Genomic DNA, 24530 nt, shown 5'->3' with positions numbered 1-24530 from the left:
AACTCGCACTATTTAAACAGCACAAATTCGGCAGTAAAAACGAACATCTCACTGCAAAACAAATCCATCTCTGGGATGAAGCGGTCGAAGAAGATATTGCAGCCGTTGATCTGGAACTGGAACGGCTGAATGCAGATAAAACCGATGCAGCGACAGAGAAAGCCACAGTCAACAAACCTAAACGTCGACTGCTGCCGGATCATCTACACACCATCCGTATTGAGCATGAACCTGCATCAACCCAATGCAGTTGTGGCTGCCAGTTAGGTCGTATCGGCGAAGATATCAGTGAAAAACTGCATTTCAGACCGGCACAGTTCTATAAGGAACAGCATGTGCGTGGCAAATGGGTCTGTGATCAGTGTGACACCCTGACTCAGCAAGCGATGCCTGCCTATGTGATTGATAAAGGCATTGCTTCACCTGAACTGCTCAGCCATGTGCTGGTATCGAAGTATGCCGATCATTTACCGCTGTACCGTCAACGTCTGATCTATCAGCGGGCGGGAATCGAGCTTTCTAGATCAACGTTATCTGACTGGATAGGTCGCTGCGGTGTGGAACTGGAACCTCTGGCCAATGCCTTAAAACAGGTGGTGCTGCAACAGCGGGTGATCCATGCCGATGAAACGCCGGTCACCATCATGCGGATGGGTGATGATGAGAAAAAACCGAAGAAAGGTTATGTCTGGGCCTATGCCACTACACAGTACAATCCAGTTCAAGCGGTGATCTATGACTTTCAGGATAGCCGTTCAGGTCAGCATGCAGAAGAGTTCCTGAATGGCTGGCAGGGCCATCTGGTCTGTGATGATTACAGTGGTTATAAAGCACGCTTTAAATCAGGCGATGTCATAGAGGTGGGCTGCATGGCGCATGCACGTCGTAAATTCCATGAGCTACATGTGACCGGGAAAAGTCAGATCGCTGAACAGGCATTACTGATGATTCAGAAACTGTATGCGATAGAAGCAGAACTCAGGAAAAAGACCGATGGTACAGCAGAACACCGCCGCGAATACCGACAACAGCACAGCCAACCGGTGATGCAACAACTGTGTGAATGGCTCAACCAACATTATCTGACGGTGCCATCGAGTTCTCCAACCGCCAAGGCCATCAATTACAGTCTGAAGCGTTGGCCAGCCTTAAGCCGCTATCTGGATGATGGCAATCTACCCATTGACAATAACTGGGCAGAGAACTCAATGCGTCCCTGGGCATTGGGCCGTAAGAACTGGTTGTTTGCAGGTTCGCTGCGCAGTGGACAGCGAGCGGCAAATATCATGACTTTAATCCAGTCAGCAAAGCTGAATGGGTTGGATCCGTATGCCTATCTCAGTGATGTGCTGAAAAGGCTGCCGACGCATAAAGCGACCCAAATAGAAGAATTACTACCACATCGCTGGAAATCCAACTCAAATTAAAAAATAGGCATGGGGTTCAGCGGACGCTTACACTTGTTTTTTATAACGTTGAGGAATAGGAATAGAACGTTTACGCTGATTTTGGGGTAATCGATTCATACCATGCCGTTTTAAAACATGGTACGCCCCAGCTGCTGAAATTTTAATTTGGTGATAACGCCATAAATACCAACTGATCCGTAGTTGTCCAAAATGATAGTGTTGACGTAAATAAATAATCTTATCTTCAATCACAGCAGGCGTGCGTAGCTTAAGGTTCTGTGGACATGGCTTACTGTTGACTAATCCTATCTCTCCTTTGGATTTATAATTCTTCTTCCAACGATAAAAAGTATTTCGTGAAATACCAAAATATCGACAGGTCAATACAACATTGCCATTTTGTTCAGCATGAGCAAACACTTTTAATTTATGGGCAATTTCCCGTTGGGCTTTTGTACTCAAAATTCAAACTCCTATGACATGAGGTAAAATTTACCAAAATGTCAGTAGAAGTCTCAATTTTCACACATTACTCAATTATCCATTTACTTTGAAGGTCGATTAGATCGATATAATTAAAATGTAGTCAAATTTACTGACATAGATTTTTGAACGCCCTCTTTTGAAGAGCGTGTAACCAAGTATTTTTAAAACTGTATTTACACAGAATTATTTACACCCTTTACCAGTCAATTTCTTAACTGACTGGCATTAGTCCGTATCGAGGTATTTCAATTAATGCCATTTCGCACTTGTTGCAAAATCCAATCCTCATATTCTTGTAGTGTTTCTTGTAGCATATCCATAGGTCGTACGATGTAGTGCCTTTCAACTAATGCACTTGGTTTATGACCTGATATCTGTGCTAAAGATCCTTCATTGATTTTTGCCCAAATAGCTAACGTTTTATATGATCTCCTCAATCCATGGGGAGTAAGTTCAATATTTAGTTTTTTACATATTTTCTCTAAGCTATCGTAAGGATTAACAATATGGCCACATTCAGCGCCCTTACTGCTAAATATGAATTTAGAATCAGAATTTTTCTTTAGTTCTAATAATAAGCTTTCAACATATGCAGTTAGAGGAATTAGGCGACCTTCATCTTCAATTTTATCCCTGACTTTTGCTGTTTTCCAACGAAAATCGACATCTGTCCATTTTAATGAAAGCAGCTCATTCTTTCTGCAACCAGTGATTAAACTACATATCAAAAAAATCGCTATTTTTCTGCTAGTTAACTTATTTACCTCTTCAAACCATGGTTTTAGATGCTGTTTCATCAAACAATCATTCTTGGCTTTTGGGGAAGGGACTTTATCTTTAACTTTTTTTGAGTTGTATGATTTTGGAGGCACTAAGTTTTCATAATCCTCGTGTTCATCACACCAATTCAGGAAAGCTCGTGTAAGTCTGTATGCTTTAGCTGATGTTGTTGGACGGAAGTCATTGTGATCAAGCCAATCGCATAATACATCTGCAGTTAATTCAGAAAGTTTGTACTCAAACAGTTGAAAAATGGGTTGACTGGTATAAACACTATTTTTTTCAGGATCGTAACCACCTCTAGATAATTCGATGTGGTCCTGATAACTTCTTGGTCGCCAATTAGGTTGTCTTGCTTTTAAATATTCAAACCATACATCTTTAAATTTAATAGTTTTGCGTTTTTCTTGTTTTAGCAGTTCTTTATTATCAGCTAAAGCTTTCTTACGCTCGATTAATGGGTCAATCCCTTTGTGGCACATAATCGCCAATTCTTGTGCATATTTACGAGCTTCATCTAATTTCCATACATCAACGTCACCAATTTTGATACGACGGTTTTGAAGACCAATACGGCCTTGGAAAATGTAGCTTTTATTATTTTTAGGTGTAACTTTGACGCCGAATCCTGGTGTTTTCTCATCCCAAAAAAAAGTTGGTTTATTTTTGTCTGAGCAATCAATTTTATCAATAGCAGGTTTTGTTAACTTCATTCTAGTAAGCATCTGGTAAGCAAGTAGTAAGCAAAATCAATATATATTAATCAACAAAAAGAGTTAATAATAAATTATTAAAATTACATAAATATATGATAGTATTGACATTATATTTTTAATTTGTTGATTTTAAATTACTATGTTAACGGACTCATAATCCGTTGGTCGACAGTTCAAGTCTGTCTGGGCCCACCAAATTTTATATTTATATAGCTTTATATAAGATCTAAACCCTTAACTCTAAAAGAGTTAAGGGTTTTTTTATGTCTTAAGAATACTCAGGTAGACTCGTAGAAAAACACCCTATTCGTATCCTTGTTTGTATCATAAATTTAAAATATAACTCAGGATACAGGAGCCTAGTTTAATCTAGGAAAATCATAATTTTATGGCTAAATCTAAATTGCTCACAGATACCCAATTTGCAGTGTTAAAACCTAAAGAATTAGAGTATAGGGTTTCGGATATTATGGGTTTGTATTTAAAAGTCGTTGTAACAGGTAAAAATCATGGCAGTTGCGGTTTAAGAATACACTTGGTAAATGGACATAGCTTGGGACTTATCCAGTAATCTCAGTCAGAGAAGCATGTTCAATGGCCATTAAGTATTAAAATGGTGAACTCATTTTAAAAACTAAAAATGAGAAGTTATTGAAAGCTCAACAAAAAGAGAACCTATTTTTTGGTAATTTACTGATTAAATGGATGAAGACAAAGCAAGCTGTATGAACTGATAAAACTTATAAGAAAGAGTATCAGTCGATAGAAAAGCATATATTGCCAGTATTTTGTTATCGTCTATTCAAAGACATACCTGCTTCGGAGTGGAAAGGATTTTTCCAATAAAAACAATTAAATGAACAGATATTCAATCGATTTGAAAAACTAATTTCGTATTGTCGTAATGCTTATGATTTTACCATTGACGATAATTTAACTATTACACTTAAATAAAAATTAGGCAATATTTGAATCAACTTATAAAAAAGAGGTCTGGCTTCAATAGATGAGTTTTATGAGCCATTCTTGAGGATTTTTTATCTAGAAGAATTTTACCTCAGGAAAAAAGTTTATATTTATGAATGGACTGTGATGCACTTCAAAAAATATCAGGAAATAAGATTAAAAGTAGATGAAATGCATTTTACAACTGAGAAAATTATGCTAATAAATAAGAGATGATTTTTTAGTCAGAAATCATGATGTTTCAGGAAGGAATATCTTAAGAAGCGTATTAAAAAAATGATTAAACAGGAGTTTCAAGATGCTTCAGCTATTAAGAAAATTATTTTGCTTGCATATCTATGAGTACGAGCAAATGCAGGAAATCGGGGAACACAGGGAGTGTCGTAAGTGTGGGATCAATAAGGACTGATGTTTTACAAAAAAAAGTGAGCGAGGGCTCACTTTTTTTATGCTTATACTTGGCTAATTTCCGTTAAAATTAGAGTGAAATTCCAAGCTGATGATCGGGCATATGAGCAAAAATTTTCATGCAGATACCTATATCGTAGACAGCAATCTGGCAGATACGCTGCATTGGCTTAGTCTGCATCAAGACAGTTATGAGTCTTTTAGCTATGATGCAATCACTCAGGAGTTGGTGGTGCATCATGCCAATGGAATGGATCAAATCAGAGTTGGAGATTATCTGAATGCCCGCTATGGCATACTGATTACTGCACATAACTTTTCAGCGACTTAATTCACTCCTATATTGCTTAGCCTGCCATCGCATCGGTCGCCAATGCACGTACACTTGGTTTAGGCTGCTCTGCAACCAGACCTAATTTCTCAAATAGCTTTTGGTCACGACCTTGGGCAGTATTTGGGGTGGTCAAAAGTTTTTCACCCGAGAAAATGGAATTGGCACCGGCCATAAATGCCAGAGCCTGATCTGAATCGGTTAACGATTCACGGCCCGCAGAGAGGCGGATGTAGCTTTTTGGCATCAAGAGGCGCGCCACTGCAATGGTACGAATCCATTCAATAACATCCAGTTTTTCTACATCTGCCATTGGTGTGCCTTCAATTGGAACCAGCATATTGATCGGGACAGATTCAGGGTGAATGACCAGCGTGGCAAGTTCATATAATAAACCAATCCGGTCATTACGGCTTTCGCCCAGTCCGACAATACCGCCACTACATACTTTTAAACCGGCTTGACGCACATAATCCAAAGTATCGAGACGGTCATCAAAGCTTCGGGTACTGATAATATGTGAATAATATTCACGAGAAGTATCCAGATTGTGGTTGTAGTAATCCAGACCGGCATCTTTCAAACGTTCTGCTTGGGATGCATTCAACATGCCCAGTGTCATACAGGTTTCCAGACCGAGTGCTTTAACTTCCTGCACCATTTCCAGAACATAAGGCATATCGCGCTCATGCGGGTTACGCCATGCAGCGCCCATACAGAAACGAGAGCTTCCAGAAGCCAGTGCCTGTTTAGCCTCCTGAATGACTTTATCGACCGCGATACGTTTTTCAGCTTCTAGCTTGGAATCATAATGCGCAGATTGTGAACAGTATTTGCAGTCTTCAGGGCATTTGCCTGTTTTGATCGAGAGGAGGGTGCTGACCTGAACTGTATTGGCATTGAAGTGCTCACGATGAACCTGTTGCGCCTGAAACAATAAATCCATTAAAGGCTGCTGATACAGTGCCTGTATTTCTTCACGTGACCAATCATTGCGTACTGCATTACTCGTGTTCATATATCTGTCCTTGTTTGTGCTTATTTATCATTCACCTCATCTTAATAAAAATGTGTGTCTGCCTCACTAGCAAAATATGACCTTCTATAACGAACAAAGCCCACACGGGGTGGACTTTGTCATTATATTTAATCCTGAAATTTTTTATTCACGATGACCCCCATGAATATTCTGATTTTGCAGATCGTCACGATGCTGCTTGTTCAGCACTCGTTCATCCTGCTCATACTGATTGTTCTTAGGAGAATCGATTGGCCCATGTTGGGGCTGCTGCTGTTGTTGCTTCTGCTGTTTAAGCTGATCTAGCTGTTCGTGCTGTTGCTGTTTTTTATCTTGCTCTTGCATCTTCAGTCCCTCTCGTCATTTTTTCATCTCTTTCTTTATGACATAAAGTGATCAAATATTGTGTAAGCCTTATAAGAGATCGAGTGAGCCGAAGTAATAAATTGAAAATTTATGCTGTTTTGGTCAACTGTTCCTGAATCGCCCAATCAATATGCACCTGCACAATTTCGTCATGTAATGCCCGTTGATGTTGTAAAGCGTAAACAATCTTTTCATCAAAAGGTGCATTGCCCAGACCAATGGCGATATTGCGCATGAAGCTTTGATAACCTGTACGACGCATTGGACTGCCTTCGGTCGCACTTAAGAAGGTGGTTTCATCCCATTGCCATAAATCTAGCAAGCTGACCTGATCCAGACCATGTCGTGGATGAAAATCTTCTACCGGGGTGATTTGGGCAAAACTGTTCCAAGGACAAATTAGCTGGCAATCGTCACAACCAAAAACCCGGTTACCAATTCCGCGGCGCAAATCTTCTGGAATAATGCCTTTATACTCGATGGTTAAGTAAGCAATACATCGCCGTGCATCCAGCATATAGGGCTCGACAATGGCCTGAGTTGGACAGATGTCGATACAGGCCGTACAGGAACCACAATGTTTACTGGCAGGCGCATCAAAAGGGAGGTCCAGAGAAGTAAATAGCTCTCCAAGCACAAAGAAAGAACCAGACTTTTTATGAATCAGCAGGGTATGTTTACCTGTCCAGCCCATGCCAGCACTTTCAGCCAGTGATTTTTCAAAAATGGGTGCAGAATCGGCAAAAGGGCGTGATTCAAAATCGCCAACTTTTTCTCGGATTTTTGTCGCCAAGGTTTTGAGCCGACCGCGCATGATCTTGTGATAATCCCGGCCACGGGCATAACGCGCAATAATCGCGGAATTGGGTGCATACGGAACGTAACGTGGCTTTGGAGTCTCGACCAGATAATCCATACGCACGCAGATAATGCTGCGCGTGCCGGGGACAAGTAAGGCAGGATTGGCACGTTTTTCCAGATTATCTTCCAGAAATTTCATGTCGCCATGATAGCCACGATCCAGATATTCCTGTAAGCGCGCTAATTCTGCTTGAGCATCTGGTTTGGCAATGACACAATCAGAAAACCCCAATTCTAGCGCCTGCGCTTTAATCCAGGCTTTTAGCTCGGCTGGATCTTGTTGATAGACTTGAATTTGTGCGTAAGAATCGGGAATTGTCATAAACCAAAGACAGGGAATAAAAAATGCAGCAACAAGTTTACCATAGCCCTGTTTATCATAGCCAAAGTATTCAAGCATGGGAGCAGCGTTGGTTTCAGCAGCAAAATAGTTCCTATGGTTTGATGCAGCAGGTGGCTTGGTCAGTCACACAGCGTCTGAGTGTGCTATTTAAAGAAAAAAATATACAGAAAATAGCGGTGTGTTGTGGTCAGGGCAATAATGCTGGTGATGGTTATCTGATTGCAAAATATTTAAAACAGGCCGGTTTCGATGTAGATATTTATGCGGCTGAAAAGGGTCAATCAGTGGACTTGGCCAAAGCTTGGCAAGAAGCGCTGGATGCTGGATTGAAAGTAGGGCCGCATTTTCAGTTTAAGCATGAATATGACGCTTATATCGATGCCTTATTTGGCATTGGTTTAAATCGTGAGCTGGATGTGAACTGGCAATCCATCATCCAATTGATCAATGACCAGAAAGGTCTCAAAATCGCGGTTGATATACCGAGTGGACTGCATGCCAATACCGGTCAGCCTTTGCCTATTGCGGTTAAAGCGGATTTTACGTATACGGTTTTGGGCTTAAAGGCAGGACTGTTTACCGGACAAGCTAAGGAATATGCCGCTAAGGTTGAACTGATTTCTGCCATTCCAGTTGATGCCGAACTGCAACCAGTTGCCAAACTTTCCTCACAGCAGATTAAATTACCGAAACGTGAAGCCTTTGGTCATAAAGGCAGTTATGGTCATGTGCTGGTGGTGGGGGGGCATGCTGAAATGGGCGGAGCAGTGATTATGGCAGCAGAAGCGGCATTTGCTGCCGGAGCAGGTAAGGTCACCATTGTCTGTGATGCGAAACACCATACCGCCATTTTGTCTCGTGCGCCGAATATTATGCTGCGTGATATTAATGCTCTCAACATAGAGCAGCGCACAGCCTTAATTCAGCAGGTCGATGCAGTCTGTTTTGGTATGGGCATGGGACGTGATCAATGGGCAAAAGAGCAATATCAGGCATGGTTTGATTTAATTCGAAATTCAGACTTAGACATTGTTTTAGATGCAGATGCATTGTGGTTTTTAGCCAAACAGCCGCAACAATTAAATTCTAAAACTTACAGTACACCGCATCCGGGTGAAGCGGCAACTTTACTTGATTGTAAAACCTTGGACATTGAAACAGATCGGATTCAAGCGATTCATGCCTTAAGGCAGAAGTATGGTGGGCAATGGGTGCTGAAAGGCTCAGGTAGCTTGATTCTGGAACAACAGCTGTATATTTGCACTGCCGGGAATGCGGGCATGGGAACAGGTGGTATGGGCGATGTGCTGGCCGGGATGATTGCCAGTCTAAAGGCACAATTTGCTCAATCCATTCATTTGCATGAAATTGTGACGCTGCATGCACTGGCAGGGGATGAACTGGCCAAAAACGGCGAACGTGGTTTGCAGGCGCAGGACATGAAACATGCAATTTATCAGGTGGTTAATCGTCAAGGCGGCTAATCTGTCTGCAATCAAGCTGAAAATTTCAGGCCAAGTGCGAGGTGTGGGTTAGCGCTACTGGTTTGCTGAGCAGGCTGTGGCACTCGATTTAAAAGGCTAGGTGAAAAATTTAAGTAGTGGTGAAGTGGAGGCTTGTTATTGTTGGCGCAGATTCACCGCTTCAGGAAATGATTGCACGAAGTTGACAAAGAGCCTGCTTGTGCAATCGGACAAGCAATTATTCCAGAGCATCTGCAACCCGACTTAGGTATTCAAGGCTTTAAAATACGGCGCTAAACATTAACGACGACGGCTGCTGACCCGACTGCGGCCACGTGCCATGCCGCCCAAAGCATTGAGTACCGCCATTTTACTCATACTGCCCGAGGCATGTGCATGACAAATGGCAGCCGCCAGTGCATCGGCAGCATCCTGTTGCGGTTTGATGCTGAGTTTTAAAATATTCATCACCATCATCTGTACCTGCTCTTTATCGGCAGCGCCATAACCCACTACAGACTGCTTGATCTGGCGCGCCGTATATTCAGCAACTTTTAAATCCAGATTGACCAGCGCGGCAACAGCAGCACCACGGGCCTGACCCAGTTTCAAGGCAGAATCCGGATTTTGTGCCATAAAGACCTGTTCTACTGCGGCTTCTGTCGGGCCATAAAATTTTACAATCCGCTCTACACCGGCAAAAATTCGTTTTAAACGTTCAGGCATTTCCGTGGTTTCTGTGCGGATCGTACCGGCATCGACAAAAGTCAGTTTGGAGCCGTCTTTTTCGATAATTCCGTAACCGGTTAAACGAGAACCGGGGTCAATCCCAATAATTAATGACATGCCTGCACTTTAAAAATAGAATAATGCCCATATTGTTACATAAGCGTATCAAAAAAGCTTGATCCTGATGAAGCAGTTGATTACATCATCCTATTATTTATTTTACTGAGATTAGATTAATTTTCATGAAATTATTTCTTATTATCCTTGCAGGCTTAATCCTAGAAGTATTTGTCTGGATTGGCGTGGGTGACCTCGTCGGGAGCATGTGGTACGTATTTTTCTGGTTTGTGGCTGCATTTTTTATTGGTATGAACCTGATCCGTAAATATTCGGCCGGTGTGATGCCACAGATGCAGCAAATGCAAATGGGGCAGATGAATGCAGATCCTGCATTAACAGGAAATTTACCTAAAATTTTAGCAGGCTTCTTCCTGCTTCTTCCTGGCTTAATTAGCGATGTACTGGCGGTATTAATGCTGATTCCAGCCGTGCAGCAAGTATTTAAAGCTGCCATGATGAAGGCGATGATGAAACGTCAGCAGGCCATGATGGAAAAAATGATGGGTGGCATGATGGGCGATATGGGGGGTGCGCAAGGCCAGAACCCCTTTGCCGAGATGATGCGTCAAATGCAGGATATGCAAAACCAGCAAGCAGGTCGTGGTGATTCAACCATCATTGATGGTGAAGCGCGTGAAGTGAAGCTTGAAGCGAAAAAAATTGAAATGAAAGATATCAATCCAAAATAAGATATCCATCTGCAAAGTTCAAAAGGTTATATTTAAGCCGAATCTGATGATTCGGTTTTTTATTGGAATATTCTCATTAGTTTGAACAAACGTTATAATCATTTTTTATAATTTAACGCTATTTTAATGTCTCTGCTTTTTACCATTTGCCTTCTGCATTTTGTTGCTCAACTAAGTCCTGGCCCTGATGTTCTACTGATCGCCAAAAGTGCTGCATCTACCACACGCCAAAATGCCCTGAAAATTATTGCAGGTATTTCGGCCGGTATTGTCGTGTGGGTGGTACTGACACTGGCCGGATTTACCGTTTTAATCGAGCAGTTTCCATGGGTCCAGCAGGTCTTGATGCTGCTCGGTGGAATATTCCTGGCAAAAATGGGCTGGGCAATGCTCAAAGGTGGTGTGCGCAGTTTTAGGAATAAACATCAGCCCGAAGATGATTCCAATGAACTGGCACAACCCAAAAATTACTTTATGTTGGGTCTATGGACCAACCTCTCTAATCCTAAAACGCTGATCTATTTTAGCAGCGTATTTTCACTGGCACTGAGTTCGTCAGCCTCGGAATATCTGAAAGCACAACTCGCGGTGATTATTCCCTTGCAGACTTTTATCACTTTCGCTTTACTCATGTTGCTGATTTCACAGCCGAAAATTAAAGCTCTGTATCAGCGTTCAGGGAGTTATATTGATATCGTTTCAGGCGGGCTATTTTTACTCTTTGCGTTATGGTTATGGTATGACGCGCTTATTTTGATGAATTAACTGGATGATCATCCAAAGTGGATTCGGTGGATATAAGTGAAGAAGACACTAAATTTTCTTGTGTTTTAACCGCTGTTTGATAGCGATTGGGTCTTAAGCTGGTTTCGGTATTTTCAGAACCCTGATAGCTGCGGCTACGGTTGGCACGCTCGCGTAATCCACCTTTTTTAATTAACTGAACCATTGCATATCTCTCATTCCAAGAATTGCTATTGTAAATCAAATCTGGCAGCTATGAAGCTGTTTTTCTGCATAGCGATACTGGTATTAAAGCACCATAAAAAAAGACCTGTTTTTCGGAACAGGTCTCTCAATCAGAGCTGAATAAAATTAACGAAGGCCTTTATTTTCTTCTTGTAAAACATCGAGTATAGAGTGTTGTACGGGAACTTCTTGTTGTTGTGATTGCACATAGACGTGCACCACTTTAAATACGATCGCTGTAGCAAGACAGGCCACCAGACACAAAATCCAGAAGCCAAAAGGACTGCGAATATGATGCGAACCGCAATCTGGACATGATTTTTCTGTAGATTCCACTACTTTTTCGCAGCAGGCACATTGATATTGGTAGTGCATTGTTCTTCTCCCAGGATGTTATCCTTTTTTATTCTTCGATCATGAAAGATGATTTATCACCCTATCATATGAGAGCTTTCACAGGCTTGCAATACGAGATTATCGACAGTTACAGACCATCTATACAGAATCAAAATTAATGACATGCTTATGACAAGATTAGCAAGAAGATGAATGGACGCAGTGCTTATAAAATATACTGAATCTAAACCGGTAGTTATTGAAAAATAAAGCCCGCTTCAAGCGGGCTTTATTAGGGTTTTGTTAAGGATTACTGACCTGAACGGATGATATAATCAAATGCAGACAGTGATGCTTTCGCGCCTTCACCTGTGGCAATGATGATCTGCTTATATGGAACAGTAGTACAGTCACCCGCCGCAAATACACCTTTCACATTGGTTTCGTTGCGTTCGTTAATCAGGATCTCACCACGATTTGAAAGTTCTACCGCTGTTGCTTTTAAGAAATCGGTATTCGGCAACAAACCAATCTGTACGAAGATTCCTGCAAGTTCAACCGTATGTTCTTCATCGGTCGCACGGTCTTTGTATTTCAGTGCAGTTACCTGTGAACCGTCACCCACCACTTCAGTCGACAAGGCATTTTTAATCACCGTGGTGTTTGGCAGGCTTGTTAATTTGTCTTGCAACACCTGATCCGCACGCAGTTTAGTATCAAATTCGACCAAAGTCACATGCTCTACAATCCCTGCAAGGTCAATCGCAGCTTCAACACCAGAGTTACCCCCACCGATTACCGCAACACGTTTGCCTTTAAACAGAGGACCATCACAGTGTGGGCAGTAGGCCACACCACGGGTTTTGTATTCCTGCTCACCCGGAACGTTCATTTCTCTCCAGCGTGCACCTGTAGACAGGATGACGGTTTTTGATTCCAGTTTGGCACCATTCTCTAAAGTCACTTCTACCAGACCATTCGTTGTTTCATCTGCACCTTTGATGTTAGAGACACGTTGCAGGTTCATGATGTCAACACCGTATTCTCGTACGTGTGCTTCCATTTCAGCAGCAAACTTAGGTCCTTGGGTTTTTTGAATCGAGGTATAGTTTTCGATGTCCATGGTGTCCATGACCTGACCACCCATGCGTTCAGCCACGATTCCAGTTTTAATGCCTTTACGTGCAGCATAGATCGCAGAGGTATTCCCTGCAGGGCCACCACCAATCACCAGTACATCAAAAGCGTCTTTAGCATTGAGCTTTTCAGCCTCTTTTGCTGCAGAGTTGGTGTCCAGTTTTGCCACGATTTCTTCCAAAGTCATACGACCTTGACCGATATGCTGGTTGTCCTGGAACACCATTGGAACTGCCATGATTTTGCGTTCTTCCACTTCATCCTGGAAGAATGCCCCATCAATCATGGTGGCTGTTGTGCCCGGGTTGTAAATTGCAATCAGGTTTAAGGCTTGAACCACATCCGGACAGTTATGGCAGCTGAGTGATACGAATACATCGAAATCAGATTTGATCCCTAAGCCTTTAATCGACTCTAAAACTTCAGTAGATACTTTCGGTGCATAACCAGAGCTTTGTAGTAAAGCCAGAATCAGTGAGGTGAATTCATGCCCCATTGGCAGACCTGCGAAGTAGACACGTGGTTCTTCACCTGCTTTGGCAATACCAAAGCTTGGTGCACGTTGGTTCTGGCCATCAAAACGCGCAGTGACTAAATCAGATAATGCAGCGATTTCCTCTACCAGTTCTTTGATTTTTGCAGATTTGTCGGAATCATTTAAAGTCGCAACCAGTTCAATCGGGCTTTCCAGACGTTCGAGTAGTGTTTTTAATTGAGCTGAAGTATTTTGGTCTAACATTGCTAAGCTCCAAAGGAATAAATATTTATTTGATAAAGCGATATTAATGCATAAATCAAAATAGGTAAAACAGTTTGTTTTTATAATATCGATCGGAATTACTGATTTATTGAAAAATGCATCATTAATTTCAGATTTTTATATGGCGTTAGAATAAGAATTTTCAAGTAATTTAACTTGATATTTGCTTAATTCAGTTAGTATTAGGCATCTATAACAGGAGGGCTGAATCATGGAATTACAGCGCGGAATTTATCAGCATTATAAAGGGCAGCTTTATCAGGTATTACATGTCGCCACGCACAGTGAAACTGAAGAAAAGCTGGTGGTTTATCAATGTCTCTATGGGGATTATTCGATTTGGGTGCGCCCTTTAACAATGTTCACTGAAACCATTACCACCAACGATGATCGTGAAGTGGAACGCTTTAAATTAATTCAGGCGCTTTAAGCTAAAAAAGCTCAGGGAGGGGCTATGCTAAATCCAGATGAATTTGAAAAATTTCATATGCATGATCTCAAGCAGACAGATCGACTGCAACGATATCGCAATATAGAACCAGAATCAGGTCGATTTTTATCCATGTTGATTTGTGCCCAGCAAGCCAAAGATATTTTGGAAATTGGTACATCCACAGGCTATTCGACTTTATGGCTAGCTGAAGCTGCTCAGCATACCCAAGCAGTGATAACCACACTGGAAATAGATAAAGCACGTGTCACTCAAGCGAAACACTATGCAAATACATTGGGTTTTGAGCATCTTATTGATTTTAAAGTGATGGATGCGCAGCAATATCTAGAAGCTTCACAGCAACAGTTTGATTTTATTTTACTGGATGCAGAGCGCGATGCCTATCTAGGCTATTGGAAGCATTTGGCTCGATTACTCAAGCCAAAATGTGGGATGCTTGTGGTGGATAATGTCATTTCACATGCAGCAGAAGTGGAAGAGTTTATTCATCTGATTCAGCAAGATCAGCGTTTTATCATCAGCACTGTACCGATCGGTGCGGGTCTGCTGATGGTCGGATATCGTGAATCGCATGAGTTTTAATCCATACAGACTTTATTGAAATGTAAATTATATTCAAGATATTTATGTACGAAAGCAGCTTTATCGTCACGTCTGAGCAGGTTGTCATAAATAAATTCGGGTACAGGATGATAGAGTTCCTTATGGCCATTACTATAAACGATTTTCAGGTGGCGGCTTGAGGGATTATATTTCCATGAAATCACTGTAAGCAGTTTTTGCATATGCGTTCCTCCACTGAATATTTATTTTCTTATCATTTGAACTTATGCCATGCCGTGCTGTAGATGTATAGCTATATTGTAAGAATGGGCAGAGGATTGTAAGAAAATAGCTGCAGCGAGAAATTAAAACTTATTCAGCGCAGTTTGATAGATCGCAAAGAAATAGACGATTCAAGCAATTTCGGGATAAATACACACACTCAATCTGCGTGTAAACATTACTTCTAAAATAAATAAATCAAATCAAAAGTTATAAAAAACCACGCTAAAGAGCGTGGTTTTTTTGAGTCAGTTTAATCTAATTAAAATTAGATTTTACCCACTAGGTCGATTGAAGGAGCAAGAGTTGCATCGCCTTCTTTCCATTTAGCTGGGCAAACTTCGCCTGGGTGAGCATGTACATACTGAGCTGCTTTAACTTTACGAAGAAGTTCTTGAGCATCACGACCGATACCACCGGCGTTGATTTCAACGATTTGGATTTTACCTTCTGGATCGATGACGAAAGTACCACGATCAGCAAGGCCGTCAGCTTCGATTAATACGTCAAAGTTTTTAGCAAGCGTCCAGTTTGCATCACCAACCATTACATACTGGATTTTTTTGATTTCTTCTGAAGAATCGTGCCAAGCTTTGTGTGTGAAATGTGTGTCAGTAGAAACTGAGTAGATTTCAACGCCTAATTTTTGGAATTCAGCGTAGTTGTCAGCAAGGTCACCCAGTTCAGTTGGGCAAACGAAAGTGAAGTCAGCTGGGTAGAAGAATACTACAGACCATTTGCCTTTAAGGTCAGCTTCAGTTACTTCAATAAATTGGCCATTTTGGAATGCAGTTGCTTTAAATGGTTTAACTTCAGTATTAATTAAGCTCATCATTGTCTCCATGATTGAGGTTTGTTTTGAATTTCAATTAGCTTATAGAAATTTACTTTATTGGTGAAATGGTATTTTTACATTACAAAAATCGGAAAAACCGAATCATGTAAAAATTCTCCATTTTCACAAAATAGCTTTGTTCATTGAGCAGCATCAAGATGATGGCTTCATGACAAAATTATCTCTTTTTCCTCGTGCTAACAAACATGATGCTGAAACTGAAAAATTCAAGGGCAAATCAGGAAAAAAATCCTATTTTCCTCAAAATACTCTCGATATCAATTTAAAAATTAGGTTTATGCTTAAACTTAATCATGTGGACAGGTGAGAGTAGCGGGGTAATTTGCTCGATTTACTACGCCGAATTAAGGGAAATGAGACGAGTAAAGCCAATTTGTCCGGCACTTAACAGAACTACGACTATCTGAAAGCTAATGAACCAAGTAAAATAAACTTTTCCGGTTTTTTGATGTGGGTGTTTTCTCTGTGCAGAGTCATTTAAATGTAGATCAATGGATAATGGCGCGTGACCGTCACCGTTTAAATCGACTGAAGAAGGGGAAAGATGCCAATGCCAAGCAGTATCAGGAACTATTTGAAAAATCCAATCTGAAAGTGCGGCAGCGGCTGGAACGTCTTCCAGACATCAAGCTGAATCAAGATTTGCCCGTTACCCAATACGCTGACAAGCTGATAGCCGCGATTCAAAAGCATCAGGTCATTATTGTGGCTGGCGAAACCGGTTCTGGTAAAACCACACAATTACCGCAAATTGCCATGCTGGCTGGACGCGGCCTGACTGGTCTGATTGGACATACCCAGCCACGCCGACTGGCGGCTCGAAGCGTATCACAGCGTATTGCTGAAGAAGTTGGCGAAAAACTCGGGGAATCAATTTCCTTTAAAGTGCGTTTTACTGAACAGGGTTCCCAAGATTCAATTGTACGCTTGATGACTGACGGTATTCTGCTTGCCGAACTGACGCATGACCGCTACCTAAGCAAATATGACACCATTATTATTGATGAAGCACATGAACGTTCGCTGAATATCGACTTCATTATGGGCTATCTGAAGCAGTTACTGCCGCGTCGTCCAGACCTGAAAGTCATCATTACGTCTGCCACACTGGATGTAAACCGTTTTAGTAATTACTTTAATGGTGCACCCATTTTTGAAGTAGAAGGCCGTAGTTTCCCGGTTGAACTGCGTTATCGCCCGATCTCGGAAATGAGCATTGGCGGCAGCGATGATGATGAATTTGATGACTTCGAAGAAAACTTGCCGCGTGCTGTGGTTAAAGCGGTAGAAGAATGTTTTCAGGATGCACAAGAAAAAGGCCATCCCGAACATGCCGATATTCTGATTTTTGCCAGTACAGAACAGGAAATTCGCGAGCTACAGGAAACCCTGATCAAGCATGGACCACGGCATACTGAAGTCTTAACCTTATTTGCCCGTTTAGCCTTGGCAGAGCAGCAAAAAATCTTTAATCCTTCCGGTGGTGGGCGACGTATTATTATTGCCACCAACGTCGCGGAAACAGCGTTGACTGTACCGAATATTCGTTATGTAATTGATAGTGGTTTTGCGCGTATTTCACGTTATAACTATCGTTCACGGGTGCAGCGCCTGCCGATTGAAGCCGTTTCTCAGGCTGCAGCCAATCAGCGTAAAGGTCGTTGTGGTCGTATTGCGCCCGGTGTTTGTATCCGCCTGTATTCAGAAGACGACTTTCTGAGCCGTCCGGAATTTACTGAACCTGAAATCAAGCGTACCAATCTGGCATCGGTGATTTTGCAGATGCAGAGTCTGGGTTTAGGCTCGCTGGAGGACTTTGATTTTATCGAACCACCGGATCACCGTCTGGTGAATGATGGCCGTAAGTTGCTGATTGAGTTGGGGGCAATGGCCGAGAAAAATTCTCCTAAAACTGAAGATGATCAAGCAAATCCCTCTAAATCTCCCTTTGAGAAAGGGAGACTTCAAAGCAGTGGATTAACCAAAATCGGTCAGCAAATGGCAAAAATGCCGATTGACCCACGTCTGGCCCGTATGATTTTGGGTGGCGCACATTTTGGTGTTTTAAACGAAGTCTTGATTATTGTTGCGGCGCTCGCGGTGCAAGATCCGCGTGAACGTCCTGCAGACAAACAAATGCAGGCCGACCAGAAACATGCCTTGTTCCGTGAAGCTGATTCTGACTTTTTGTTCTATATAAAACTCTGGGAAACATTGCAAGGCAATCGCGAAAGTATGAGTGAGAATAAACGCCGTACATTTGCGCGGAATCATTTCTTGAGCTGGCTGCGTTTACGTGAATGGAAAAAAACCCATGAACAACTGGTGGACTTGGCTCAAGGTCTAAAACTGTCATTTAATGACAAAGCTGCCAGTTATGAAAATCTGCATCGTGCATTACTCACCGGCTTATTGTCGTTTATTGCCAACAAGACCGATGAACGTAATGTGTTTATGGCGGTACGTCAGCAGAAAGCCCGGATTTTCCCGGCATCGACTTTGCATAAGAGCAATACGCCGTGGGTCATGGCTTTTGAGATGGTGGAAACCTCGCAAGTGTATTTACGCACTCTGGCCAAGATTGAACCGGAATGGATACTGCTAGCCGCCCGCGATCTGCTCAAGCATCATTATTTTGAACCGCACTGGTCGAAAAAAGCCGGTGTGGTGAACGCTTATGACCAGATTTCATTATTTGGTCTGATCATTGAGCCAAAACGAGCAATCAATTATGAAAAAGTCGATCAGGCTGCGGCGCATGAAATTTTCTTACGCGATGCTTTAACTACGGGTCATCTCGGTATTAGTCCGCCATTTTTAAAGCATAACTTGCTTAAACTGGAAGAAGTCGAACGGGTTGAGGATAAATTGCGTCGTCGTGATCTGGTGGTAGACGAAGAAACCATTTACCAGTTCTATGCATCTAAAGTGCCAGCTGAAGTGGCCAGCCGCCGTACTTTTGAAGATTGGCGGGCTACGGTTGAGCCTCAGCAGCCACGTTATTTATTTGTTGATGATGATGCATTATGGCTGAATGACCGTCCAACCACACAGCAATTTCCTGACTATTTACGTAATGGTGAACTTCGTCTGGCAGCGACCTATCGCTTTGACCCGAGTCATGATGAAGATGGCGCGACAGTTAAAATTCCACTGCAAGCCTTGGCTCAGGTAGATGAATCAATCTGGTCCTGGGGAATTCCAGGCTGGCGTCTGGACCTGATTGAAGCATTGCTAAAAGGCTTGCCGAAGGACAAGCGCCGTAATCTGGTGCCAATTCCAGATACTGCACGAAAACTCATGGCAAAAGTCGATGTACAGGATCTGCAGAAACATATCTTTGGTTTCCTGGCGTTCCAGTTACGTGGCGATCAAATCACTGAGAAAGATTTCAGCTTTGACCGGGTCGAACAGTATCTGTTGCCGTTTATTAAAGTCACTGATGAAAAAGGTCGTGTCATTGAACAGGGTCGTGATTTGTCAGAGCTGAAAGCACGTTGCCGGGCTGAAACGCATAGTCCGGTCAAGCAGCTGAAAGGTGAATTTAAAACCTTCCCGGAAAGTTTTGTGTTTGAAGCCTCACAAAAAGTCACGGGTGTCGTGGTCAAGCAGTATCAGGCGCTGGTGCCGACCAAAGCCTTTGCTGCACTGGAGCAAAAAGATGAGTCGGGCGTGGTGATTCAGACCTTTAACGATCAGGCGGAAGCGATCAAAAAACATCGTGAAGGGGTGATCCGACTGGTGCATATGCAACTGGGAGACCTGATTCGCCAGTTAAAAAAACAGATCTCCAAACCTTTGGCACTGGCTTATTCGCCACTCGGTGACAAGGCCCAACTAGAACAAATGTTAGTTTATGCCACACTGCAAGTGTCCATGAATGAGCTACCTGTCAATGCGCAAGAGTTCCAAAAACTGGTTGAAGATGTAAAAAAATCTTTCTTAAGTCATGGGCAAGTTACCCTGAAAGAGATTACAGATATTTATATCCAGTGGCAGGAAATCCGCCGGAAATTATTGGTTTTAGACCATTCTGTGTTTGAGAAAAATATCAATGATATTGAAGATCAACTTGATTTAATGAGTCTTTCTGACTTTGTATATCGTAAACCATCCGATGTATGGATCGAATTTCCACGTTATTTGAAAGCCTTGATCTTGCGTTTAGACCGCTTGCCCAATAATCTACAAAGGGACAATTCCGCCATTGACCAAATTGATCAATGGATGGAAAAATTGTTCAAGTTTAAAGATGACCCTCGTCTGAAAGAATTGTACTTCATGGTCGAGGAGTTAAGAATCTCATTGTTTTCACAACCGATGAAAACAAAAGCACCCGTGTCTCCAACTCGCTTGCAAAAAGTATGGGATCGTCTTGGAATCAGTTAAGATATAGGTAATTCAGAGAAGGAGTTTTACATGGGCATCCGCATTACGGGTACTGGCTTGTTCCATCCGGAAAATGTCATCACCAATGAAGAATTAGTTGAAAGTTTAAATGCTTATGTGGAACTGTTTAATCACGAAAATGCGGACAAAATCGCTACAGGCGAAATTGAAGCGCGTCGTGGTTCTAGTGCAGAATTTATTGAAAAGGCATCTGGTGTCCAACGCCGTTATGTTGCGGAAAAAAGCGGTATTCTAGATCCGAAACGTTTACGTCCGAATTTACCTGAACGTGCAGATGATGAAATTTCACTGCAAGCAGAATGGGGTGTAATCGCAGCCAAGCAGGCGATGGAAAATGCAGGCGTAACTGCTGAAGATATTGATATCGTGATTTTGTCATGCTCGAATTTGCAACGTGCTTATCCTGCCGTTGCCATCGAGATTCAAACCGCTTTAGGAATTAAAGGCTATGCCTATGACATGAATGTGGCCTGCTCGGCAGCAACATTTGGTCTGAAACAGGCCTATGATGCGATTAAGGCTGGTGCGCGTCGTGTGTTATTGGTTAATGTGGAAATTACCTCTGCACATACCGATTTTCGTTCACGTGACTGTCACTTTATTTTTGGTGATGTGGCAACCGCTTCAATTATTGAAAACACTGAAAGCAAAACCGGTTTTGAAATTCTGGATTCCGAGTTGTTCACCCAGTTCTCGAATAACATCCGCAATAACTTTGGTTTCTTGAATACCTCTGAAAATGCCGACATTGATGACAAGCGTTTCCGTCAGGATGGCCGTAAGGTCTTTAAAGAAGTCTGCCCACTGGTTGCGAAAATGATTACAGCGCAACTGGAGAAGAATCAGATTGCACCGACTGGCGTGAAACGCTTCTGGCTCCATCAAGCCAATGCCAGTATGAATGAACTGATCCTGAAACTGGTGGTTGGCAAAGAAAATGCCAAACCTGGTCTGGTGCCGATGATTCTGAACGAGTTTGCCAATACTTCTTCTGCAGGCGTGATCATTGCATTACACCGTACTGCCCATGAAGTGGAAGATGGTGAATACGGCGTACTTTGTTCATTCGGTGCTGGTTATTCAGTGGGTTCGATTCTGGTTCAAAAACGTGTGGCATGATCCGCAATAAATAGAGAGTAGACAGATTGCAGGCCAAGCATGACGGGCAGTGGATCAGGCGTTTAAGTGCCTTCTCCAAGTTATATTTTACCCCGACATTTTTAGGGGCTGAGTATATGGATGCCAGTCGACCTGCAATGTATGTCGGTAATCATTCCATGTATGGCATCTTTGATGCGCCGATGCTGATTGATTACCTCTACAACGAACATAAGGTGGCTGTGGTCAGTATTGCAGATCATAGCCATTTTTATGTGCCGCTGTGGCGTGAAGCCGTGAAAAAGTTTGGTGCCATTGATGGAACACAAGCCTATGTGCGTGCTGCAATGCAGCAAGGCTATTCCATTCTGGTCTTTCCGGGTGGCGGTCGTGAAGTGCTCAAACGTCAGGGTGAGCAGTATCAGCTGATCTGGAAGCAGCGTTACGGCTTTTTAAAGCTGGCGCAAGAATTCAACTATGATCTTGTCCCTTTTGCCGCTCTCGGTGCGGATGAGGTCTATGAGATTGGCTTTAATGCCAATAAGATTATCCAGCATAAGTATTTTCAAACACTACTTAAAATACCACAACTCAATAAATTACTACGTCAGGGCGATGTGATTCCTTCTCTGCCCAAACACCTGTTGCCAAAACGCTTGCCCTTTTATTTTCAGTTTATGCCACGACTATCGATTGCTCAGGTGCAGACGCAAGAAGAGCTGGTTGAGTTTCGGCATAGCTTGCAACAGCATATTTATACGGGGTTGGCAGCGCTCACTGTGCAGCGTCAGCAAGACCAGCAGGCAACCGAATCCTCGTTGTAAATCCAAGTTGTGACATATTGAGATGCGCTATATTTAGAAGTCATCCTGCAGTGCTGTTTTATTGTGCGAGTACTGCCATAATGTATGGTCAAATAGTCACTGATCGATGATCGAGGGCTCAACATGATTCAATATAAAAATAAAATAAATAGGTGCGTATATGGAACAGGGTGGTTGGGTAGCGCCGTTAAAATTGCTGGCACAACAATGTTTGCGGATTTCTCCGGAGTTGAACCAGCTTTATCTGGATCAGATGGCGATGATTGGTCATCTGACTGCACAAAATCTATTAAAAATTCAGCAGGGTCAATACCGGATTGAATTGCTGGACGGGTTGTTCTATATCCAGTTTTATACTGCATATGCACTGGACTCCGGAACTGCACCCGTTTTGGTCGAGAGTCATTTTTATTTTCAGCAATACAAAGCAGAAGCGCTAGAAGAATTTTTTTTACAGGATATCTATTTCCTGACTGGGGACTTGAAACCGCAGCATTCGCTGTATTTACGTGACAAAGCCAAGCAATTACGCAAACTGATTCTGAACCAGGTCTATGAAGCGGTAAATGGCCCAGCACGGGTATTGGCATTCCTGCGACAGATGTCGGTGGTTCAGGCTGAGATTATTGATCATCATTTAATAGAGGCCGGGTTGTATACAACACCAGTCATGCAAAACGTTGTTCTGGACGAACAGGATATTCCCCCGCAAATTCTTGAAAGCTTGCAACAGGCTTTTTCTTTGGCATTTCTACAGCAGGATGAGTTCCTGTCCATCCAGTCCTTAATGGACACTCTGGATGAATTCTGTTTTAGTGCCGCACAGTTTTTGCATCCGGCGACGTTTCGGATTATGTCCTTGTCTTTTGAAGAGCGTTTTAATTTACATGAACTGAATGATCACAGCGATGATATTCGGCTGTTGTATCGACATGCCGAGGAGCAGAGTCACCTGCTCGGTTTTGTCCGTTTGATGAATCGTGAGGTCTGGCATCGCGATGACTTATTAGCCAAACGAAATTTTCTGGAAAATCATCCCTACTTATGGCAAAAGAAGGTGGCCCGATTACCACTATTTGACTGTCATCGTGCAGTGAACTGGATTTTCAGGCAACCAGCCGAAGTACTGGACTGGATCAGTAGCAATATTCAGCACAGCAGCGTGCGGGTGGCAGTGACGGCCTTAAGTTTTGTAGACAGCCATCATATTCATCCGCAGATTATTCTAGCGACCTTGCAATATTTTCAATATGTCTCAGCGCGACTGTTTATTCATAGCATGCATGAATATGCAATCCAGCATGACTGGTTTCAACATCAGCATAATCAGGCGGTGGTCTTAAAAGGCACACGCCAATCGATGGATGATCAGCGGATTGCCATCACTCCCTCGATTCTGTATCTGGACGAATGGATAGAACTGCTGCGTAACGTGGTCAAAATGGATGATCAGATCACCAAGAAAGTCTATTTGCAACTGAGCCGGGTGATGCAGGCATATATGCAGCATCTATATAAAATTACCACACATCTTCCAGAAGAAGTCTTGACCTATATTCAGCCTCAAAGCCAGCAGAATCGGGATTTCTATCATGTGTTGCAGCGCTATCGGATTCCTTTTGTCGAATTTAGACAGCTGTTTTATTTACACAGTGGACATGTGCGTGAGTCTGTATTTGACAGTTATGTGCGTGACTATTTAGTGGAATATTTTTCCAGTCATAACGAGATTCCGAAAAACCTCAGCTGGAGTGGATTATTCGCTCAGGCCGTGATCTGGCATGATCAGATTCAGAAGCAGGAAATGATGGCCAAGCTGAAAAAAGAGTTTGCGCTCGTAACTTGGTCACCTTTGACGCAGGCCTCATTTTTATTATATTTCAACTGGCGTTTTGAGGAGCTTAAAAATCTGGATCGTATTCTGGAAGAATCCAAGGTTTTCAGGAACTGTCTGGCTGCCAGTTATGCCCAGCAGATTATTGAAGGGCAATATGTGGCCTTTCGCATGTCGCATCCGGATGTGCGTTTACCTTTAATTCTGGGCTGTCGAATCGTCAATGGGCAAGTGATCTTCGATCAGCTGGAATATCCGAACAATCAAAAGGCAGAAGCTGAATATAGCAATATCGCGATGCATTTTATCAACTGGCTCAACTTGCAGGCTTAAGTGCAAGAT

23 protein-coding genes are annotated in these 24530 nt (G+C 42.5%); 12 read left to right on the top strand and 11 right to left on the bottom strand.

All coding sequences use genetic code 11. The features are described 5' to 3' along the window. Nucleotides 1-1427: IS66 family transposase (locus FTU42_RS07265; RefSeq protein WP_180083215.1), on the top strand; the 1427-nt coding region annotated here is incomplete at its 5' end. Between the two features lie 27 nt (nt 1428-1454). On the opposite strand, the gene FTU42_RS07260 is transcribed toward FTU42_RS07265, so the two are convergent. Together FTU42_RS07260 and FTU42_RS07255 are read right to left on the bottom strand one after the other, a co-directional pair. After that, the gene (locus FTU42_RS07260) at nt 1455-1871 is read right to left on the bottom strand and encodes a helix-turn-helix domain-containing protein (RefSeq protein WP_227592049.1); all 417 of its coding nucleotides are present in this window, start codon (nt 1869-1871) and stop codon (nt 1455-1457) included. Nucleotides 1872-2140: 269 nt separating this feature from the next. Next, complete coding sequence (locus FTU42_RS07255) at nt 2141-3388, bottom strand: integrase family protein (RefSeq protein ID WP_131261641.1); 1248 nt, start codon at nt 3386-3388, stop codon at nt 2141-2143. A gap of 391 nt (nt 3389-3779) precedes the next feature. Here FTU42_RS07255 and FTU42_RS07250 point away from each other — a divergent pair, with 391 nt between their 5' ends. Beyond that, nucleotides 3780-3962, top strand: a complete 183-nt coding sequence (locus tag FTU42_RS07250) for an Arm DNA-binding domain-containing protein (protein ID WP_074383277.1) — start codon at nt 3780-3782, stop codon at nt 3960-3962. Between the two features lie 906 nt (nt 3963-4868). Further along, nucleotides 4869-5096, top strand: a complete 228-nt coding sequence (locus tag FTU42_RS07245) for a hypothetical protein (protein ID WP_074383544.1) — start codon at nt 4869-4871, stop codon at nt 5094-5096. A 16-nt stretch (nt 5097-5112) separates the two neighbouring features. Here FTU42_RS07245 and bioB read toward each other — a convergent pair whose 3' ends face one another. The 3 genes from bioB to queG all read right to left on the bottom strand — a co-directional run bounded on the left by bioB (nt 5113) and on the right by queG (nt 7663). Further along, the gene (gene bioB / locus FTU42_RS07240; protein ID WP_074383276.1) at nt 5113-6114 is read right to left on the bottom strand and encodes a biotin synthase BioB; all 1002 of its coding nucleotides are present in this window, start codon (nt 6112-6114) and stop codon (nt 5113-5115) included. Between the two features lie 144 nt (nt 6115-6258). Then, a complete protein-coding gene (locus FTU42_RS07235) occupies nt 6259-6459 on the bottom strand; it encodes a hypothetical protein (protein WP_100355385.1) in 201 nt (66 codons plus the stop codon). 109 nt (nt 6460-6568) lie between these two features. Beyond that, on the bottom strand, nt 6569-7663 hold the full coding sequence (gene queG, locus FTU42_RS07230; RefSeq protein WP_005170301.1) for a tRNA epoxyqueuosine(34) reductase QueG: 1095 nt from the start codon (nt 7661-7663) through the stop codon (nt 6569-6571). A gap of 23 nt (nt 7664-7686) precedes the next feature. On the opposite strand from queG, the gene FTU42_RS07225 reads away from it, so the two are divergent. Then, nucleotides 7687-9168: an NAD(P)H-hydrate dehydratase gene (locus tag FTU42_RS07225; protein ID WP_180075030.1), complete on the top strand. Its 1482-nt coding sequence runs from the start codon at nt 7687-7689 to the stop codon at nt 9166-9168. Nucleotides 9169-9447: 279 nt separating this feature from the next. Here FTU42_RS07225 and ruvC read toward each other — a convergent pair whose 3' ends face one another. Then, nucleotides 9448-9993: a crossover junction endodeoxyribonuclease RuvC gene (gene ruvC / locus FTU42_RS07220; RefSeq protein ID WP_004278925.1), complete on the bottom strand. Its 546-nt coding sequence runs from the start codon at nt 9991-9993 to the stop codon at nt 9448-9450. A 125-nt stretch (nt 9994-10118) separates the two neighbouring features. On the opposite strand from ruvC, the gene FTU42_RS07215 reads away from it, so the two are divergent. Then, nucleotides 10119-10685 (top strand): FxsA family protein, encoded by a 567-nt coding sequence (locus FTU42_RS07215; RefSeq protein WP_180083214.1) that lies wholly within the window; start codon nt 10119-10121, stop codon nt 10683-10685. 126 nt (nt 10686-10811) lie between these two features. Beyond that, nucleotides 10812-11450: a LysE family transporter gene (locus FTU42_RS07210; protein WP_005097378.1), complete on the top strand. Its 639-nt coding sequence runs from the start codon at nt 10812-10814 to the stop codon at nt 11448-11450. Here FTU42_RS07210 and FTU42_RS07205 read toward each other — a convergent pair. The 3 genes from FTU42_RS07205 to ahpF form a co-directional block, all read right to left on the bottom strand. Next, nucleotides 11434-11634, bottom strand: coding sequence for a hypothetical protein (locus tag FTU42_RS07205; protein ID WP_005097377.1), 201 nt, complete (start codon nt 11632-11634; stop codon nt 11434-11436). The genes FTU42_RS07210 and FTU42_RS07205 overlap by 17 nt on opposite strands. Nucleotides 11635-11780: 146 nt before the next feature. Beyond that, a complete protein-coding gene (locus FTU42_RS07200; protein ID WP_005097376.1) occupies nt 11781-12029 on the bottom strand; it encodes a hypothetical protein in 249 nt (82 codons plus the stop codon). Nucleotides 12030-12300: 271 nt separating this feature from the next. Further along, nucleotides 12301-13866, bottom strand: coding sequence for an alkyl hydroperoxide reductase subunit F (gene ahpF / locus FTU42_RS07195; protein WP_180083213.1), 1566 nt, complete (start codon nt 13864-13866; stop codon nt 12301-12303). A 232-nt stretch (nt 13867-14098) separates the two neighbouring features. Between ahpF and FTU42_RS07190 the strand changes: the two genes are divergently transcribed. Both FTU42_RS07190 and FTU42_RS07185 read left to right on the top strand, forming a co-directional pair. Then, nucleotides 14099-14317, top strand: a complete 219-nt coding sequence (locus tag FTU42_RS07190) for a DUF1653 domain-containing protein (protein ID WP_005097373.1) — start codon at nt 14099-14101, stop codon at nt 14315-14317. Between the two features lie 24 nt (nt 14318-14341). After that, nucleotides 14342-14923 carry an O-methyltransferase gene (locus FTU42_RS07185; protein WP_180083212.1) on the top strand — a complete coding sequence of 194 codons (582 nt, stop codon included), beginning with the start codon at nt 14342-14344 and terminating at the stop codon, nt 14921-14923. Here the strand turns inward: FTU42_RS07185 and FTU42_RS07180 are convergent. Next, nucleotides 14920-15126 (bottom strand): KTSC domain-containing protein, encoded by a 207-nt coding sequence (locus tag FTU42_RS07180; RefSeq protein WP_005170323.1) that lies wholly within the window; start codon nt 15124-15126, stop codon nt 14920-14922. The genes FTU42_RS07185 and FTU42_RS07180 overlap by 4 nt on opposite strands. Before the next feature lie 308 nt (nt 15127-15434). Next, nucleotides 15435-15998 carry an alkyl hydroperoxide reductase subunit C gene (ahpC, locus tag FTU42_RS07175; RefSeq protein ID WP_005097370.1) on the bottom strand — a complete coding sequence of 188 codons (564 nt, stop codon included), beginning with the start codon at nt 15996-15998 and terminating at the stop codon, nt 15435-15437. Nucleotides 15999-16487: 489 nt separating this feature from the next. Between ahpC and hrpA the strand changes: the two genes are divergently transcribed. The 4 genes from hrpA to FTU42_RS07155 all read left to right on the top strand — a co-directional run bounded on the left by hrpA (nt 16488) and on the right by FTU42_RS07155 (nt 24521). Continuing rightward, entirely contained in the window at nt 16488-20411 is a 3924-nt protein-coding gene (hrpA, locus tag FTU42_RS07170) for an ATP-dependent RNA helicase HrpA (RefSeq protein WP_180083211.1), read from the top strand. Between the two features lie 30 nt (nt 20412-20441). Then, nucleotides 20442-21551 (top strand): beta-ketoacyl-ACP synthase III, encoded by a 1110-nt coding sequence (locus tag FTU42_RS07165; protein WP_180083210.1) that lies wholly within the window; start codon nt 20442-20444, stop codon nt 21549-21551. Nucleotides 21552-21577: 26 nt separating this feature from the next. Then, nucleotides 21578-22354 (top strand): 1-acyl-sn-glycerol-3-phosphate acyltransferase, encoded by a 777-nt coding sequence (locus FTU42_RS07160; protein WP_100355380.1) that lies wholly within the window; start codon nt 21578-21580, stop codon nt 22352-22354. Between the two features lie 160 nt (nt 22355-22514). Beyond that, a complete protein-coding gene (locus tag FTU42_RS07155; RefSeq protein ID WP_159138340.1) occupies nt 22515-24521 on the top strand; it encodes a hypothetical protein in 2007 nt (668 codons plus the stop codon). Nucleotides 24522-24530: the final 9 nt, after the last annotated feature.

It is taken from the genome of Acinetobacter sp. YH12102, from assembly GCF_013419125.1.
GTDB lineage: Bacteria > Pseudomonadota > Gammaproteobacteria > Pseudomonadales > Moraxellaceae > Acinetobacter > Acinetobacter pseudolwoffii.
This window is presented reverse-complemented; position numbering and strand designations above follow the sequence as displayed.

Coding starts and splice junctions, on each gene's coding strand:
- FTU42_RS07255 (WP_131261641.1), bottom strand. CDS start 3,388: ATGAAGTTAACAAAACCTGCTATTGATAAAATTGATTGCTCAGACAAA.
- FTU42_RS07250 (WP_074383277.1), top strand. CDS start 3,780: ATGGCTAAATCTAAATTGCTCACAGATACCCAATTTGCAGTGTTAAAA.
- FTU42_RS07245 (WP_074383544.1), top strand. CDS start 4,869: ATGAGCAAAAATTTTCATGCAGATACCTATATCGTAGACAGCAATCTG.
- bioB (WP_074383276.1), bottom strand. CDS start 6,114: ATGAACACGAGTAATGCAGTACGCAATGATTGGTCACGTGAAGAAATA.
- FTU42_RS07235 (WP_100355385.1), bottom strand. CDS start 6,459: ATGCAAGAGCAAGATAAAAAACAGCAACAGCACGAACAGCTAGATCAG.
- queG (WP_005170301.1), bottom strand. CDS start 7,663: ATGACAATTCCCGATTCTTACGCACAAATTCAAGTCTATCAACAAGAT.
- FTU42_RS07225 (WP_180075030.1), top strand. CDS start 7,687: ATGCAGCAACAAGTTTACCATAGCCCTGTTTATCATAGCCAAAGTATT.
- ruvC (WP_004278925.1), bottom strand. CDS start 9,993: ATGTCATTAATTATTGGGATTGACCCCGGTTCTCGTTTAACCGGTTAC.
- FTU42_RS07215 (WP_180083214.1), top strand. CDS start 10,119: ATGAAATTATTTCTTATTATCCTTGCAGGCTTAATCCTAGAAGTATTT.
- FTU42_RS07210 (WP_005097378.1), top strand. CDS start 10,812: ATGTCTCTGCTTTTTACCATTTGCCTTCTGCATTTTGTTGCTCAACTA.
- FTU42_RS07205 (WP_005097377.1), bottom strand. CDS start 11,634: ATGGTTCAGTTAATTAAAAAAGGTGGATTACGCGAGCGTGCCAACCGT.
- FTU42_RS07200 (WP_005097376.1), bottom strand. CDS start 12,029: ATGCACTACCAATATCAATGTGCCTGCTGCGAAAAAGTAGTGGAATCT.
- ahpF (WP_180083213.1), bottom strand. CDS start 13,866: ATGTTAGACCAAAATACTTCAGCTCAATTAAAAACACTACTCGAACGT.
- FTU42_RS07190 (WP_005097373.1), top strand. CDS start 14,099: ATGGAATTACAGCGCGGAATTTATCAGCATTATAAAGGGCAGCTTTAT.
- FTU42_RS07185 (WP_180083212.1), top strand. CDS start 14,342: ATGCTAAATCCAGATGAATTTGAAAAATTTCATATGCATGATCTCAAG.
- FTU42_RS07180 (WP_005170323.1), bottom strand. CDS start 15,126: ATGCAAAAACTGCTTACAGTGATTTCATGGAAATATAATCCCTCAAGC.
- ahpC (WP_005097370.1), bottom strand. CDS start 15,998: ATGAGCTTAATTAATACTGAAGTTAAACCATTTAAAGCAACTGCATTC.
- FTU42_RS07165 (WP_180083210.1), top strand. CDS start 20,442: ATGGGCATCCGCATTACGGGTACTGGCTTGTTCCATCCGGAAAATGTC.
- FTU42_RS07155 (WP_159138340.1), top strand. CDS start 22,515: ATGGAACAGGGTGGTTGGGTAGCGCCGTTAAAATTGCTGGCACAACAA.